This window comes from Tenacibaculum sp. Bg11-29, from assembly GCF_002836595.1.
GTDB lineage: Bacteria > Bacteroidota > Bacteroidia > Flavobacteriales > Flavobacteriaceae > Polaribacter.
The window spans coordinates 65,699-81,531 of sequence record NZ_PJBB01000003.1; the positions used below are offsets into that span (position 1 = coordinate 65,699).

Annotated in this window: 11 protein-coding genes; 1 reads left to right on the top strand and 10 read right to left on the bottom strand. The window is 29.6% G+C overall.

Translation table 11 applies throughout. The features are described from left to right. Position 1: 1 nt before the first annotated feature. From CXF68_RS00315 to CXF68_RS00345, 7 genes are all read right to left on the bottom strand, one after another. Positions 2–733 (bottom strand): outer membrane beta-barrel protein, encoded by a 732-nt coding sequence (locus CXF68_RS00315; RefSeq protein WP_157821822.1) that lies wholly within the window; start codon positions 731–733, stop codon positions 2–4. Positions 734–1,090: 357 nt separating this feature from the next. Further along, positions 1,091–1,462 carry a DoxX family membrane protein gene (locus tag CXF68_RS00320; RefSeq protein ID WP_101042382.1) on the bottom strand — a complete coding sequence of 124 codons (372 nt, stop codon included), beginning with the start codon at positions 1,460–1,462 and terminating at the stop codon, positions 1,091–1,093. Positions 1,463–1,468: 6 nt separating this feature from the next. Next, a complete protein-coding gene (locus CXF68_RS00325; RefSeq protein WP_101042383.1) occupies positions 1,469–2,905 on the bottom strand; it encodes a M20/M25/M40 family metallo-hydrolase in 1,437 nt (478 codons plus the stop codon). Between the two features lie 69 nt (positions 2,906–2,974). Continuing rightward, the gene (locus CXF68_RS00330; protein ID WP_101042384.1) at positions 2,975–4,531 is read right to left on the bottom strand and encodes a sodium:alanine symporter family protein; all 1,557 of its coding nucleotides are present in this window, start codon (positions 4,529–4,531) and stop codon (positions 2,975–2,977) included. 111 nt (positions 4,532–4,642) lie between these two features. Further along, entirely contained in the window at positions 4,643–5,785 is a 1,143-nt protein-coding gene (locus CXF68_RS00335) for a hypothetical protein (RefSeq protein ID WP_101042385.1), read from the bottom strand. A gap of 30 nt (positions 5,786–5,815) precedes the next feature. Further along, positions 5,816–7,609 carry a hypothetical protein gene (locus tag CXF68_RS00340; protein WP_198553730.1) on the bottom strand — a complete coding sequence of 598 codons (1,794 nt, stop codon included), beginning with the start codon at positions 7,607–7,609 and terminating at the stop codon, positions 5,816–5,818. Positions 7,610–7,636: 27 nt separating this feature from the next. Then, positions 7,637–10,657, bottom strand: coding sequence for a tetratricopeptide repeat protein (locus CXF68_RS00345; protein ID WP_101042387.1), 3,021 nt, complete (start codon positions 10,655–10,657; stop codon positions 7,637–7,639). 125 nt (positions 10,658–10,782) lie between these two features. On the opposite strand from CXF68_RS00345, the gene CXF68_RS00350 reads away from it, so the two are divergent. After that, the gene (locus tag CXF68_RS00350; protein ID WP_101042388.1) at positions 10,783–11,466 is read left to right on the top strand and encodes a cell division ATP-binding protein FtsE; all 684 of its coding nucleotides are present in this window, start codon (positions 10,783–10,785) and stop codon (positions 11,464–11,466) included. Positions 11,467–11,679: 213 nt separating this feature from the next. Here CXF68_RS00350 and mdh read toward each other — a convergent pair whose 3' ends face one another. The 3 genes from mdh to CXF68_RS00365 all read right to left on the bottom strand — a co-directional run bounded on the left by mdh (position 11,680) and on the right by CXF68_RS00365 (position 15,801). Next, a complete protein-coding gene (gene mdh / locus CXF68_RS00355; protein WP_101042389.1) occupies positions 11,680–12,606 on the bottom strand; it encodes a malate dehydrogenase in 927 nt (308 codons plus the stop codon). Positions 12,607–12,715: 109 nt separating this feature from the next. Further along, a complete protein-coding gene (locus CXF68_RS00360; protein WP_157821823.1) occupies positions 12,716–14,632 on the bottom strand; it encodes a PQQ-binding-like beta-propeller repeat protein in 1,917 nt (638 codons plus the stop codon). Between the two features lie 128 nt (positions 14,633–14,760). Further along, positions 14,761–15,801 carry a DUF6588 family protein gene (locus CXF68_RS00365; RefSeq protein WP_101042391.1) on the bottom strand — a complete coding sequence of 347 codons (1,041 nt, stop codon included), beginning with the start codon at positions 15,799–15,801 and terminating at the stop codon, positions 14,761–14,763. Positions 15,802–15,833: the final 32 nt, after the last annotated feature.

Here is a 15,833-nt window from a genome sequence, read left to right on the forward strand (position 1 = left end):
ATTAAAATTTGTAAGATATTCCAATACCATAATTAGAGGTAGTGTAATAATAGTTAGACGTTTTTCTTAATTCATTTTTTTGATTATCAGACAAACCATACATCATAGAATATTCAATAAATAAACTCATATTTTTATAAAAACTATAACCAAGTCTAGTTTCAGCTTGCAAGCCATAATCTACTCTGTTAAATTGATTTTCGTTCTTTTCAAAATCATACGATTCTACTAGTGTTTTTCTTGGAAAACCATTAAAGTCTAATTCAGTAAAAACTTCGACAGTACTTTCTCTTTCAAGAGAATTCCACCAACCAACATAGGTTCCTGCAAAAATTTCAAAATTAAATTTCGTGTTTTTTAGAGAGCTATGTAAAGGTTGTATCCCCACCATAACAGGTATATTAAAATATTTAGCTTTGTGATGTGTAGCTATTCCGTCTTGAGCTCCTGTTCTTTGATATTTATAGTTTTTATCTATATAGGTTAATCCAGTTTGAATACTGATGTTTTTGTAAACTTTTAAATTAAATCCAGCTTTAAAATAATATCCTGTATTCCCTGAATATTCTGTATTTATTCTATTGCCTGCGCTATAGGTTATATCATTGTTATTCCCACCTCCAGATAAACTAATTCTAAATTTTTCTTGTGCAGAAAGATTAGTCAAAAAGGCAATAAAAAGGAGTAAAAACACTTTGTGTTTGAAAAATAGTTTTTTTTTATTGTTTTTCATAAAATACATTTTTTAGTTATAAAATAATTCATTTAGTCGGAGATTTAATTATCTCGACTCGTTAAACAGCTAAACGGGGCAAATAGTATATATGGAGACAAAAAAAATAAAATCTGAATTTTAGTTAGCCTATACAAGAAAAAGGAGGCATCTCTGCCCCCCTTAAATTGTACTCTAAAGACTTGTGTTTTTAAATTAAAACGTGATGATTTACATGAAATTAGCTGAAAGCTTATTCTTTTATTATAGATAAGTAAATCTGGAGGTAAAAATAATTCAGTAATATACAACAAACCTATATCACTGAATTACAGTTATTTACATTTTAAAGACTAAAAAATGTGTTTCTTGAGAAAGTTAAATATGTTTTGTTGTTTTATAGATAGTATATGCCCATCCAATAAATAATATTTGAACTACGATTCTAATATATGCAGCAGTTTTTGAACCTATTGCAGGTACTTCTTTAAAAGCATCCCAGATATGAATAGGCATAAAAAGAATCATTAATAAGAAAATACCATAAGCTGATTTTTTCTGATATCCTTTTATAAATAATCCAATACCTAATAAAATTTCCATAATACCCGAAACATAGTTTACACCAAGTTTTGGTAAAAACTCAGGAATAAACCCGTTATAAAATTCAGGTTTATAAAAATGATTGAATCCTCCATAAATTAAGAAAACAGCTAATAGTATTTTTAAAATTAGTAAAATATATTTCATAACTAATTATGGTTTTAACGTTTCGTTATTATATAAATATTTATCCATTAAATACACAATACTTGCCATAGAAGCACTTCCTAATTCTAATTCACGTTTATTAACTTTATCAAACGTATCGCTAGCTGCATGATGATAATCAAAATAACGTTGAGAGTCTGGGCGATATCCTACTAAAGTAACATGATCGTCTTTTAACGGTCCAATATCAGCACCTCCGCCTCCTTTAGTAATATCATGTAAACCATAAGGAGCTAATAATTTTTTCCAACTTTGTAATAACTCTCTATTTTTATCATTAGCATCAATAGAGAAACCTCTAGGAGTATGCCCTCCTGCATCTGATTCTAAAGCACTAATATGAATTTCGTTATTTAATTTTGCTAAACGCGCATATTCAGTTGCTCCACGTAAACCGTTTTCTTCATTCATAAAGAATACAATTCGTATCGTATTTTTTGGTTTGATATTGTTCTTTTTAAGTAAGTAAGCAACTTCTAGTGATTGTACAATTCCTGTTCCGTCATCATGAGCTCCATCTCCTAAATCCCAAGAATCTAAATGCCCTCCAATTACCATAATTTTATCTGGATTTTCACTTCCTTTAATTTCTCCAATTACATTATGCGAAGGAGCATCTGGTAACGTTTCACAACTTTGTTTTAAGTAAAATTTAAGTGTAGGATTCTCTCTTAAATGCTTACTTAAATTCTCTGCTGCTCTCGAACTAATTGCGGCAGAAGGAATATATTCTGATTTCGGAATATCTCCATACCCCATAGAACCTGTATGCGGATAATCATCAATTCCATTAGTCATTGAACGAACAATAACTGCTTTAGCTCCAAATTTACCAACTACGGATGCTCCTGCATATCGTTGACCAACACAACCTCCATAAGCCTTAAACGTTTGAATTAAAGTATTATCAAAAGCGCCATTAAAGAAAATAATTTTACCGTTTGCTTTATCTCCTATTTTTTTTGCTTCCTCTATACTTTTCACCTCAATTACTTCTGCTGTAATTCCGCTTGTAGGTGTAGCAATAGAACCTCCAATAGCACAAACAGGTACATTTACTTTTTGCCCATTAAAATTATAATTAGCAACTTCTTTTTCTCCACGAACCCAATGAGGAACCATAACAGGTTGCAACCAAACAGAATCTAACCCAACACTTTTCATTAATTTTTCACTCCAAACAACAGATTTCGCAGCACCTTCAGAACCAGATAATCGACTACCAATATTAGCGGTTAAATCGCGTAACCATTCATACGATTTCCCTTTAGTTAAGGCTGAATTGAAGAGACTTTTTATTTGAGTTGAATCTATTTTTTCTTCAACAGAAAAAGTAGATGCTATTTTTGATATTTCTTTGTGTTCCGGTTTACAAGATGCTATTAATAAACTGGATATTAAAAGTAGCGATATGTTTTTCATTTAAGTTTGTAGTTTAAGATTATAAATCTACAAAATTGGATTAAGCTTTTGGTCGTTCAATCTTAACATTTACAATTTATTTTGAATAGCATTTTTATATCGGTTAAGCTCTTTAACTACTTTAGGTGCTAATAAGACTAAACCAATCATATTCGGAACCATCATTGCAAACACCATAGCATCTGAAAAGTTAACAACGGCATTTAATGTTGCTGACGCACCTATTATAGTAAAAATGCAAAAAATGATTTTATAAACATTTCCCGTTCTTTTTTCTCTTCCGAATAAATAAGACCATGCTTGATATCCGTAATAAGACCAAGAAATCATTGATGAAAAAGCAAATAGTATAACTGCAACTGTTAATACATAAGGAAACCATGATATACCACTTTCAAGAGCTTTTGAAGTAAGAATAGCTCCTTGTTCAAACGACACTTGATTTCCTGCTGTAATTTGCCCCGTAATAACTAACGCTAAAGCTGTCATAGTACAAACTACAACGGTATCTATAAAAGGCTCTAATAAAGCAACCAATCCTTCACTTGCAGCATAGTTTGTTTTTACTGCAGCATGTGCAATTGATGATGAACCAATACCTGCTTCATTTGAAAACGCTCCTCGACGAAACCCTTGAATCATCACTCCAATAACACCTCCTGCAATACCATTAGGATTAAATGCTCCTTGAATAATTTGATTGATAGCATTTGGTATTTGTGTGTAGTTCATTACTAAAATAGTTATAACTGCCAGTACATATACAACTACCATAATTGGTACAATTTTATCTGTAACTTTTGCTATTTTTTTTATACCTCCTATAATAACAATTCCTGCAAATATTGCCATGATTAATCCAAATAACCATCCTTTTCCATAAATAAAACTTTGCTCTCCTCCTGTAACGTATTCAAACAATTTAAAAGCTTGGTTTACTTGAAACATGTTTCCTCCACCAAAAGAACCTCCTACACACATGATAGCAAATAAAATAGAAAGACTTTTACCTAATTTACTGTATCCTACTTCTTTTAATCCTTTTTTTAAGTAATACATCGGACCTCCAAACACAGTCCCATCAACTTCTATTTCTCGATATTTTACTCCCAAAGTACATTCGACAAACTTTGAAGCCATACCTAACAAACCAACAACAATCATCCAAAAAGTTGCTCCAGCTCCTCCAATAGATAACGCTATAGCAACGCCTGCAATATTACCTAAACCTACAGTTGCCGATAGAGCTGCTGTTAAAGCTTGAAAATGCGAAACCTCTCCTTCACCTTCTACTTTTATCGTTTCTGAAATATCTGTTTTATTTTCAGGCTTATCTATATCATCATACTTACCTCTAACTACATTAATTGCAGTTATAAAACCATTAAAATTAATTCCTTTAAAATAGAAAGTAAAATAAAGAGCTCCGCCTACTAAAATTATTAATACCCACGGAATAGCTATATTTTCAGTTATTGGTATTTGATATAATATAACATCTGTAAACCAACTTGTAGCATTATGAAATGATTGATCGATTTGTTGATCTAAAGATTGAGTTTTATTTTGAGCAATGGTAAAAAAAGAGCTGCTAAATAAAGTAATGAACGTAAGAAATTGATTCATAATTTTTAAAATTGATTTCGGCTAAATTGCCTATAATCAACATTAAAAAAAAGGTTACGCATTGATGAAAGTTAAACATACTAGTAGTTAAGTATATGATTAAGTAGTAATCTAATCACAAGAAATAGTGGCGAAATCTATTAATTTTTTATCAGTAGCATAAGTGATCAATTGTTCTTTTCCATCAGCCCCTGAAATATTTAATGCCTTTTTAATTTGATAAATATGAGCTTGAAAACCATCTACACTTATATTCATAGCTTCTGCAATTTCAGTGTATGATTTTTTAGCTCCACAAATACCAAGGTTTGCCAAAACTTCTTTTTGCCGATCAGATAATTCAACTTTTGAAGATTTTTTTAATTTTTTATACTTCTTTTTAGCACATGCTATTTCAATTTTCAAGTGCTTAATTGTATCTAAATGACTTTCGTTAGCAATTAATAAAATTTCTTTGCCTTTTTCTAAAGCCTCTTTTTTTGTTTTAATTTTTATAAATTCTGACTGTTGTTCTTCCTTTTCTAAAAGTAATTTCCAACTATAAAGTAAAATGATAAATAAAAGAATAAATAAAAGTTTAAAAGAAACTGCAGAAATTACTCCAAGTGAATTCCAAGCACTCAAATGCGCCCAAGTTTCAATATATTCAACAGGTATAATTCGATGGGTAACAGCAATAATTATTAAGGCAAACAAAGCAAATGTTGGTAAATACATAAACTGCATTCCTCTATTTTTAAATGCTTTATTTAATTCTTGTAATAAAGAAAAAGCAACGACTAAAGAAATAGGAATATCTATTAACCAAATAACATTATTACTTGAGTTTTCTTGATTATTACTGTAAAAAGAAATTAAAAATACTGAAGCTATCATTAGTAAAACCCCTCCAAAAATGATAAATACTTCTTTATTTGTGAATCGTTCTATTATTCTAATAACCAAATTTCTTTTTTCATAATGTTCTATAGAAGGGATAGACATTAAAATAAATAATGAATTTATTAATGAAATTAAAACACCTAAACTAACAATGATTTTATGGTTACTGTTAATATCAAAAAAAGAAATTAAAAAAATGTTTAAAAAAGCGCCTAATCCCCATGAAAAAATAGCCAATGAAAACCATTGAATACCTTCCACAGATTTACCATCTACATTTTTAGTTCTCTCTTTCACATACACTCGTTGAATTACGAAAGCTGTAATTAAACAAACAATGGCTGTAATATAATTAGATACGATGGCTAACATTCTTCGAATGTAATACTTTTCTATTAATTTTTAAAACAGCGTATCAAACTTCCATGTTAAACCACCCATTGCCTGAAAACCTTGAACATTAAAATTATTAAATCTTTGATAACTATTATTTAAAACGTTATTTAAGTTTAAAAACACTGAAAAAGAATCATTAAAATGGTATCCTCCATTAAAATTTATATCAAAATAACTTTCTATATCAACTGTTGTAAAAGTATCTAATGGTAAAATCTCATGTAGTTTCCCTTTTCGTTGACCAACAAAAAACAAATTAGCACCAGCAAACCATTTTTCCACTTTATAAGTACCAAAAAGCTCTCCTTCAATTTTTGGAGCATTCCAAGCTTCTTCTTCTTTTGTTAAGGTAAACTTGTTAAATTTCCCGTTTACTCCTAGCGTTAAATTTTTAATTCCGTCGTAAGCTATTTCTCCAAAAAACGTCATTAATTTAATATCATCATATGTTGTATTAAATGAATTTCCATATTCATACCCTAAAAATGAAAAAGCATTGGTACCCGCATTGTTCCTTCCATTAGATTTTGATTGATTTAATGAAATAAATGGGTTATTTTCTATAGCTGCATAACTTGCTTTAAAGTTATAACTAAACTGAAAATCTAATTTACCTCTAATTCCTGCAAAAGCATTGTACTTCTTATTTGTTTGTAATACTTCTTGCGTAGGCGATATATGCGGATTTTTATCTACAAGAGATTTATACGTGTTTGTTTCTAAATCACCCGAAGCTCCTACAAAAATATTTGCAAAATCATTTACAATAGGATATGAAATTTCTACATCAGGATAAATGAAAAAATTATTTCCTTTATTTTGAATATCTAATGAGAAATAAGACTTCGCTCCTATTTTTATAGCTAAATCTTGTACTAAAAACTTATAAGAAGGATGAACTCCTACCGTAAAAAAGCTGTGTTTTAACTCATTTTGAGTTTCGTATGAATTCTCAAATTTACCTCCTAAATAACTAAATGTAGTGTTTACATACAAATCGTTTAATTCACGATGAAAGCGATCTAGAGAAAACTTAAATTTAGCATTCCCATCAATTAAAAATTCACTACTGCTTAATACATCTGAGAAAAAAGAAACGGAACCATTTGCCTCTTCTATATAAGAATCGTCAAATTTAATTGTACCGAAAACCTTAAAAAGATTATGTGCTTGCTCTTCTTCTATACGGCTAATAGTAGCATCTGTAAAAGTTATATTTTTTGGCAAACCATACCAATTGTACTTATTTCTTCCTGCACTTATGCCTGCTCTCCAATTAAGGTAACGTTCTTGCTGGGCATAAAACAAGTTTAAATTCATATTATAATAAGTACTACTAAGCTGCGTTTTTTCAACAGGATCAGCTGAAAGAAGAAACTTTAAATGTACTCCATACTCACTATCATAACTCTCATTTCGTCTCACATACGCCTCAAGAAAAGGAGTAATCTTATTTCCTATTCCAAGAGAAAAGTAATTAGGGTATAGCTGTTCTCTTTTACCTAAATCAACTTTTTTCATAACACCACTTTTAGGAATAAAAGTAGAAGCAACTGGCACTGAAAATATTTTATATTCTAACTCTTTTTTCTGAGTTTCTTTTGTGTGCTTTATTATAGGCTTTTGCTTTATCTTAAAAGCATCAGTTATTTTAGGTACATAAGATGTAACTACTTTAACTACTTCTGTTTTAATTATAGTATCTTTTGTTTTTTCTGGTGTATTTTTCTCTTGCGAATTTGCAATAGATATTACAAATAAAACTAGTAAACTTAAATGCTTTTTCATTGATCTAATCATTGAACTCTTTTTTGTTATTAACAAATTTTAGTTTTGTGTAGTTACTGATTTGTTTGTTTTTGCTTCTTTATTTTTAATAGTACTAAGCTCATTTTTTGCTTCTTCTATTACATCCTTATACTGTGTAAAATTTTTAACAATGTTTTCTAAAATATAAGTAGCTTGGTAAGCATCTTTTAATGCATAATGATTCTTAGCCATTATAATATAACTTTTAACTCCCCAGTATTTATATGAAGAGTAATTTGCTATTAGACTTTGTACCGCTTTATTAGATGCTTCATAATCTTTATGATCATTTAAAAAGAAAGCATTATAATACAAACTTTCGGCTTTTAACTCTCCCGTTGCATTTTTACTAACTTCATTAAAAAACTCTTCAGCATTTAAAAAATCATTTGTTTTAAATGCTGAACGTGCAAGAATTACTTTTGCATCTTCAGCAATACTCGCATCCAATTTGCTTGTTCCTAAAACTTTTTCGGCATAGCTAATTGCTTTTGAATACTCTTTTTTATTATAATAGCCTTTCATTAAATTACTTTGTGCAAAAATAATGTTCTGCGGATAATTAGCTAATTTTTCTAATTTTTCTAAGATTACGATTCCTTTCTTCCAATTTTCTTCTTCTAAATATATTTTAGCCAGCTTATTTAATGATTCTTCTGAAAACTCACTTTTTTCTTGACTAATTACATTTGCATAATGAAAAACTGCTTTCTTAAATTGAGCCGTATTATTATATGATTCTGCTAAGTAAAAATTAGCTTTTAAAGCATTTAGTCCTGTAGGAAATGTTTGAAGATACTTAGTAAACCCTACTATTGCTTTAGTGCTATTATTTTCTAAAAATTTATTTTCAGCAGATTGATATGTTGCATTGTCTAATTCAGCATCTGTAACATTTACAAACTTTACATTTTTTACCCAAGCCGCATATTCATCTACTTCACCAATATCAATATATACATTTTTAACATTGGTAACTGCTTGCCTAGCTTCTTTAGAGTTTGGATGTTTTGTTACAACTTCTTTATATTTTTCTAAAGCCTTTTTACTATCATTGTTAATGTAATACAATAGTCCTTGCCTTAACAGCACATTAGGAACATAGTTACTATTTGAATGTTTTAATAATAAGCTATTGTATGTTTTTTGTGCCTTTGATACGTTATTTAAAGTCGTATATGTTGTTGCTAATTGAAACAATGCGTCATCTTCTAATTGAGAGCCTGCATATGTGGTAATAAGATTTTTTAAATTTTCAATTTTCTTATCATTATCTCCCATAAACCCATTACTCATTGCTGTTTGATATTGTGCATAATCTGAACCTACACCGCCTTCTTGAATTACCTTATCATAAGAACTTATTGCCTCCGAGTAATTTTTAGATGCATAATAAGAATCCCCCAACCTATTTGAGGCATCATCATTTAAATCGTTATCATCAAACCCAATATTTAAGAAGTTTTTAAAATATTTCGCAGCATTCGTGTATTTTTTTTGTTTAAAATAAGTGTATGCTATATTATAATCTAACTTTTTAGCTTCTTCAATATCTTTATTTGTAACCTTTAAAAAACTAGTTAAAGCAGCTTCATAATTACCTAATAAATATTCTGTTTCAGCCAACCAAAAAGCACCTTTACTACTAATAATTGAATTCTCTGCTAAAGTAGCTTTTGTAAAATATGGTTTAGATTTTTTTAGTTTACTTTCATTAAATAATTGAATTCCTCTATATAAAGAAACTTCATTTGCTAATTTTTCATTTGCTAAAGATTTCGAACTATTTATATAATCTAACGCCCCTTGATAATCTTGTTGATATAAATAAGAAGTAATTAACAAATTATTTATTTCAATAGCATTTGGTGAATTAGGGTATTTAGTTAAAAAACTTTTTAATACATCTGGAACACTTTCATATGGGTTTCCTTGCTCGTAACTTAATTTAGCATAACTTAACGAAGCACTCTCTGTTATTTTTAAATCAAAATCCATTTCACTAGCATTTTTAAATGCATTTAAAGCTTCAGGTTTTTTCTTTAATTCTAAATAACATTCTCCTAAGTGATAATATGCGTTTTGTGCGACTTTGTTATTACCATTTATAATTTTATTAAAATTACCAATAGCTAATTCATATTCTTTTTGCTGATAATAAGCATATCCTAAATAATAGTAGTCAGTATTTGTCCATTTACCCTTTGTTCCTTTATATGCTTTCAAGTATGGAATTGCCTGATCATATTTTTTAAGGTTAAAATAACTTTCTCCAACTATTTTAGAAACTTGAGAAATTTCTTTTTCGTCTTTTGATTCTTCTAAAAGTTTCTCTCCAATTTTTACAGACTTATCAAAACGTCCCGCTTTAAAACTAATATCTAAAATATAATAATTTGCTTTTGCTTGGTAAGTTGCATCGTTTGCTAACTGACTTAAATTATCTTCAGCCTCTCCAAAATTTTCTTGCTTATACGCTATAAAACCGAAATAATAACGAGCGTCTGTACCGTAAATAGGGTTTCCTAATAAAGTTTGAAAACGAGCTTTTGCTTCTTTTAAATAATTAGAAACCAACATAGCATACCCCATTTTATAATTAAGTTCATCTCTTTCTGGCTGACTTAATAATTTTTCATTTACTTTTTGATACCATCTTAACGCGTGAGCCGCTTTTCTGTTCGCAAAATAATAGTTACCTACATTTAAAAAAGCTTTCTCCTTTTTATTACTATATGGGTAGTTTTCGACAAAATTTAACACTTTTTCATTTGCATCATCTTGTATTAATTTTATAGCACACATAGCATCATAATAATCAGCATCCGCTTTGGCGGTTCTATGCTGTTCAGCTTCTCTAGAAACACCCACAAATAACTGTTGTGCTGCTGCATATGCTTTATTATTGTAAAGTTTTACAGCTTTGTGTAAATCTGATGTAACGGCTGAGTTAATTGCTGATTTTTGTGCTAGTATAGTTGTTGAAAAAGCAATTAAAAATAATAAATAACAACTCTTCTTGTAACAAATAAATTTCATATTTTTTAGTTCTCTAAGGATTATAACGTTCCTTTTTTGTTTATGTTGGGAAACAATACATCAAAAGTAAGAAATGTTATAGAATTACATAATAAAATTTTAGATTTGTAAAAACAAATTGATATATGGAAAGACCTGTCTTACATCTTGAAAATGCAGATATTTATCAACAAGATAATTTAGTATTGTCAAAAATTAATTTCAAATTAAATAGAGGTGGCTTTTATTATTTAATAGGAAAAACAGGAAGCGGAAAAAGTAGCTTACTAAAAACCTTATATGGTGATTTAAGACTGCAACGCGGTTTAGGTGAAATTGTTGGTTTTGATTTAAAAAAAATTGAAGAAAAAGATATTCCTTTCTTACGAAGAAAATTAGGTATCGTTTTTCAAGATTTTAAACTTTTAAACGATCGAAATGTTTTTGATAATTTAGAGTTTGTTTTAAAAGCTACTGGATGGAAAAACAAAATGGATATGAAAAGTAAAATTCATGAAGTTTTAGATAAAGTAGGAATGAAAGAAAAATACTACAAAAAAACTTTTGAACTTTCTGGAGGTGAACAACAAAGAGTTGCAATAGCAAGAGCTTTATTAAATGACCCTGAATTAATTTTAGCTGACGAACCTACCGGAAACTTAGATCCTAAAACATCATTGGAGGTTATGGAACTACTAAATGAAATTCATCAAAGTGGTAAAACAATATTAATGGCTACTCACGATTATCAACTAATTGTAAAATTTAAGCAAAAAACAATTAAATGTGAAGGAGGAGAACTGTTTGAAGTAGTACAACAATCTATTTAAGATGCATTCATAAAAAAAACCCACCTTATAAAATAAGGCGGGAAAATTGCTATGAAAAACTATGAAAAAAGAAACGTTACTAATGCTTCTCTTATACTTAAAGACGTATTTCTTTAAATAAACTTACAGCTTAGTGTAAATTTTAACACTTTTTATGAAAAAACCCCTGAGTAAAAAATTACTCAGGGGTTTATATATTATAATAAATTTATTTTATAAATTTAAAGCAGCATTGTTATTCTTAACAGCTTCTGCAGAAGATACTAAATGCTCTTTTTCAGCATCAGACAAGTTAATTTCAACGATTTTTTCAATTCCGTTTTTTCCTAAAACAACAGGAACTCCAATACATAAATCAGATAAACCATATTCACCATCTAAGAATGTTGAACAAGGGAAAATCTTCTTAGTATCACAAGCAATTGCTTGTACCATACCAGAAACGGCTGCTCCAGGAGCATACCAAGCTGAAGTACCTAACAAACCAGTTAAAGTAGCTCCACCAACTTTAGTGTCTTGCATAACTTGTGCTAATCTTTCTTCTGATAAAAATTCTGAAACAGGAACAGAATTACGAGTAGCTAAACGTGTTAAAGGCACCATTCCTTTATCTGAGTGACCACCAATTACCATTCCGTCTACATCAGAAATAGGTGCTCCTAAAGCTTCTGCTAAACGATATTTAAAACGTGCAGAATCTAAAGCTCCTCCCATACCTATAATTCTGTTTTTAGGTAAACCAGTTTCTTTATGAACTAAATAAGTCATTGTATCCATTGGGTTAGAAACCACAATAATGATTGTATTAGGTGATTCCGCTACTAAACTAGAAGCAACAGTTTTTACGATACCTGCATTTATCCCTAATAACTCGTCACGAGACATACCTGGTTTACGAGCAATACCAGAAGTAATTATACAAATATCAGATTCAGCCGTTTTACTATAATCACCAGTAGTACCGGTAATTTTAGTATCAAAACCATTTAAAGAAGCTGTTTGCATTAAATCCATTGCTTTACCTTCAGCAAAACCTTCTTTAATATCTACCAATACAACTTCTGACGCGAAATTTTTAATAGCAATATACTCTGCACAACTTGCACCTACAGCACCTGCTCCTACAACTGTTACTTTCATTTTTTTATATTTTTAATTGTGATGATTAATTTAAGTTGCACAAAAATAACGATTTGACTAAGGATATAAAAACAAAACCCCATTGAAATTTCAATGGGGTTTATAGTTATTAGTTGTAACTAAATATTTTTAGATCTTTTCCTTTTCTAAAATAAATACGTTTAGAAGGTTTGTCAATTTTATATTTAGGTTTATTTACATTAAACTCATAAGATTCTGTAGTACTACCAGAGTCTTTATTAACTTGTAACAACATTTTTTTTCCTTCTGTTTTTGTGTAGAAAAAAGCACTGTTTTTGGTAGCTTTAAAAGCATTGTAACGATTTCCATCCCATAAGGCATTAGATACTTCACCAAGAATTAAACCTTGACTATGCTGTCTAGCTCCTTTTCTAAAATGACCCATTCCTTGATCCATTGCGTTTCTACTTCCTACAAAGGCTCCGGTTCCAGCAAGTGCACCTCCTGCACTCATATTCGCTATACCTGAAACTTGCATACCTGCAGCAGTGGCACCTCCAGCAATAGCTATCGCATTTTTAAGATGACGTAAGCCTTCACCTGGCTGCTTAAAGTATTGTTGTTTTATCACATTCCCTTTAGGGTCAGTAATAACATATTCCCAATTACTATTTATAAAATATCCATTATCTCTAACCTCAACTGATGTTATTTTACTATGGTCATTAAAATCTATTTTTTTAACATCATCCTTACCTAAATTGCTATCAGGGTTTATAATGTATAATTTTTTACGACTTAATAAAATTAAGTTATTATTATTTTCATCAAAAGTAAGTTTATCTACTTTCTCATCTAATTTAATTTTATAAACACGTTTTTCTTCATCTTTTTGGTAGTATTCAATTCTATATGGAGTTACGAAAACTGTACCTTTATCATATTTCAATACAGTAAACTCTTCCTCATCTTCTACTTCAAAATCTACATTTTGAATAACTTTACGAGGTTTTTTCCAAATTTTCTTCCCTGTGTTATCAACTAAATGTTTTTTATTTTTATAGTAAACAATGTATCCTTCATCGGTTTTCTCAACACCTTTTACTTTTTTACGTTTAAATTCTTTTCTCCATGCTTCCTTACCTGTATGGTAGTCATACATTTTAGCCCCGTCTTTATGTATAAGAAACAGCTTTCCATCTTCAAACTGATAATCAACAAAACCTTCATCCAATTTTATAGATTTCTTCCAAACTTCTTTCCCTGAATTTATATCGAAAGCAATTAACTCTTTACCAATAACCTTTTTTCCTAGTAAAGATAACCCCATTGTAAAACCAGCTTTTATTGCTCCTCCAATCATAGAACTGCTTTTGTTTTCTACAGCAATTAAAGACTCTTTATTCTCTGTGAAAAATAATTTTCCTGCATCAAATTTCTCTGAAACAAGAACTTTCCCGTCTTCTTTATTAACTAAAAATACTGTTTTACCTGCAGTAAATGCTATTCTATTTTCATTTTGAATAAAATTATAAACACCTGCTCCGCTTAATAGACTACCTAATTTTTTATTAGTTTTTATAGCGCTTTCCCAAAGAATCTTATCATTTTCAATACTAGTTAAAAATAATTTCGCTTCAGTTTTTGCTGTTTTAGCAAAAAATAAAATTGCTTTGTTACCTAATACATATTTATTAGCAAATAAACTTTTATAAGAGTTCGTTTTGTTATCTATAATTTTGTTCCCCGTTTTGATATTAAAAATTGTTTGACCAAATTTACCAAATGGAGATAATGGAATTTCTCTAAAAGCTGATCCTCCATCTTGGCCAAGAGTATTTAAAGTTGTAATAAAACCTGACTCTTTAAATTCCCAAATTTTTTCACCATTCTCACCATTTACACCATACACACCACCAGCAGTTGTTACAATATTAATTCCTGTTGTATTATGTAAGTACAAATCAGAAATTTTAGTATCAAAAGATATTGAATGATCAGCTTCTTTTTGAGCATGTCCTATAAAACAGGCTAATAATAATAAAAATAATAATTTTGTTTTCATGTTTCTTTTATTTATCATTAAATAATTGATTATTATGTAATAAAGTCCGAAAATATAAAATAAAAAAGAACCCTATGGGATAAAATAGGATTCTTTTTTATTAGACTCTTTTTTGTATACTTAAAATTTTATCTAAAACTAAAAGCAATACCTGCATTTACAGTATTATATTCTTGTAAAGAGTAACTTCCAAAAATCTTGAAGAAACCTAAACTGATTCTTGCACCTAAAGTAGTGTTAAAGCTACTTGATTTAAATTTTAAGTTTGGAGCAGTTAATGTTATTTGTTCTGTTCCTCCAGGATAGTTAAAGGTACCAGTATATGCACCATTCATTTTTAAGTCAGCGTTACCAGAATTATAACCTAAACCTCCGTAAATATTAATTATTGGAAAATTTAACGAGGCTATAGCTTGAAAAGTAAAAGCAGATAAACCAAATTCACCAACACCATTTTGAATACCTAACGAACCTGATGTTTGATTTCCAAATCCGTAGTTTACATCTAAATTTGTATATGCAGCTAATAACGAAACATGTAATGGTAATTTATCTAATGGACCAAACCAATTCGTAATTTCTTTTTTTAATCCAAGACCAAACATGCTAACCTTTGCTCCATCATCACCAAATTTTGTTTCAGGAAAGAAACGAGCCATAACTTCAAATTTATAAGGCAAACCTAATCCTAATTGTACAGCTGGAGCAGGAACTGCTTTTAAAGGTAAATCACCAATAATTCCCCCCGGTAATTCAAAATCTGCTGTTACTTGTTGATTTGTACCTCCTATATCTACAGTTCTTGTAACAGTAAATGTTGTTGGAGTATCTGGTCCTGCAAAAGTAGAGGCAGTAGTAGACGCCGAAGTAATTGAAGATCCAGCTCCTAAAGCTTGTTGAATGTTAAACGTCTCTTTTTCTGTTGGGATAAAACTTGCATTTAAACCAATAGTGATATCAAAACCAAATTTTTTATGCACTTTGGCTGTATGATACCAACCTGTGTTCATGCTATTTATTAGTCCCTCCATTCCGGGGCTAAAATACCCTTGAATAAGGTTTCCTGCGTCTTTTGTACTACCTAAGATAGCTTGTTCAAAACCATCCTGAGCTTTTGCATTAAAAGCTAATGCAAAAAAAGTTAATAGTGATAAAGTAGTTTTTTTCATTTTTCTAAGTTTTTATTTTGCAAATATATAAA

What these genes read in the sequence shown, in the direction of transcription:
- CXF68_RS00330 (WP_101042384.1), bottom strand. Translation starts at nt 4,531, where the DNA reads ATGAATCAATTTCTTACGTTCATTACTTTATTTAGCAGCTCTTTTTTT.
- CXF68_RS00325 (WP_101042383.1), bottom strand. Translation starts at nt 2,905, where the DNA reads ATGAAAAACATATCGCTACTTTTAATATCCAGTTTATTAATAGCATCT.
- CXF68_RS00340 (WP_198553730.1), bottom strand. Translation starts at nt 7,609, where the DNA reads ATGATTAGATCAATGAAAAAGCATTTAAGTTTACTAGTTTTATTTGTA.
- CXF68_RS00360 (WP_157821823.1), bottom strand. Translation starts at nt 14,632, where the DNA reads ATGAAAACAAAATTATTATTTTTATTATTATTAGCCTGTTTTATAGGA.
- CXF68_RS00345 (WP_101042387.1), bottom strand. Translation starts at nt 10,657, where the DNA reads ATGAAATTTATTTGTTACAAGAAGAGTTGTTATTTATTATTTTTAATT.
- CXF68_RS00350 (WP_101042388.1), top strand. Translation starts at nt 10,783, where the DNA reads ATGGAAAGACCTGTCTTACATCTTGAAAATGCAGATATTTATCAACAA.
- CXF68_RS00315 (WP_157821822.1), bottom strand. Translation starts at nt 733, where the DNA reads ATGAAAAACAATAAAAAAAAACTATTTTTCAAACACAAAGTGTTTTTA.
- CXF68_RS00320 (WP_101042382.1), bottom strand. Translation starts at nt 1,462, where the DNA reads ATGAAATATATTTTACTAATTTTAAAAATACTATTAGCTGTTTTCTTA.
- CXF68_RS00335 (WP_101042385.1), bottom strand. Translation starts at nt 5,785, where the DNA reads ATGTTAGCCATCGTATCTAATTATATTACAGCCATTGTTTGTTTAATT.
- CXF68_RS00365 (WP_101042391.1), bottom strand. Translation starts at nt 15,801, where the DNA reads ATGAAAAAAACTACTTTATCACTATTAACTTTTTTTGCATTAGCTTTT.
- mdh (WP_101042389.1), bottom strand. Translation starts at nt 12,606, where the DNA reads ATGAAAGTAACAGTTGTAGGAGCAGGTGCTGTAGGTGCAAGTTGTGCA.